This is a genomic window from Vibrio sp. OPT46 (genome assembly GCF_015163535.1).
GTDB lineage: Bacteria > Pseudomonadota > Gammaproteobacteria > Enterobacterales > Vibrionaceae > Vibrio > Vibrio alginolyticus.
In genome coordinates this window covers 1-456 of sequence record NZ_JADDYG010000571.1, presented here as the reverse complement: position 1 = coordinate 456, position 456 = coordinate 1, and the positions used below count along the sequence as shown (strand labels likewise).

The window sequence follows — 456 nt, the reverse complement described above, 5'->3', positions numbered from 1 at the left end:
CTGCGTTATGGACTAAGTTAGCAATTAACTGCGCGATTAACCCACTGACTGCGATTCACCAGTGTAAGAATGGTGAGCTTGCGCAGCCCGAGTTTAAGATACAACTCGAAAGCATCACTCAAGAACTGGTTGAAGTAATGAGTAAAGAAGGTATTGCTATCGAGTTTCGCTCTCTTTTCGATACGGTAATGCAAGTGGTGAACGCCACAGCTGAGAACTATTCTTCAATGAGGCAAGACGTATTCCATCAACGTCGAACGGAAATTGATTTTATAACCGGATACTTGTTAAAAGCTGCCGAGAAACATCGTATCAATACGCCTGAGAATTTAAAACTTTACCAACGCATCAAACAAATAGAACAAAGCTGGACAGAACAATGAGTAAGAAAATCTTAGTGCCAATCGCTCCAGGCACCGAAGAAATGGAAGCCGTCACCGTCATCGACATGATGGT

General features: G+C 42.8%; 1 protein-coding gene and 1 pseudogene. Both read left to right on the top strand.

All coding sequences use genetic code 11. The features are described from left to right. The coding region (locus IQR33_RS23045; protein WP_322631799.1) for a ketopantoate reductase C-terminal domain-containing protein at nt 1-383 on the top strand (383 nt) is incomplete at its 5' end. Then, a pseudogene (locus IQR33_RS23040) lies at nt 380-456 on the top strand (DJ-1 family protein); the annotation flags it as partial. The gene IQR33_RS23045 and the pseudogene IQR33_RS23040, both read left to right, overlap by 4 nt.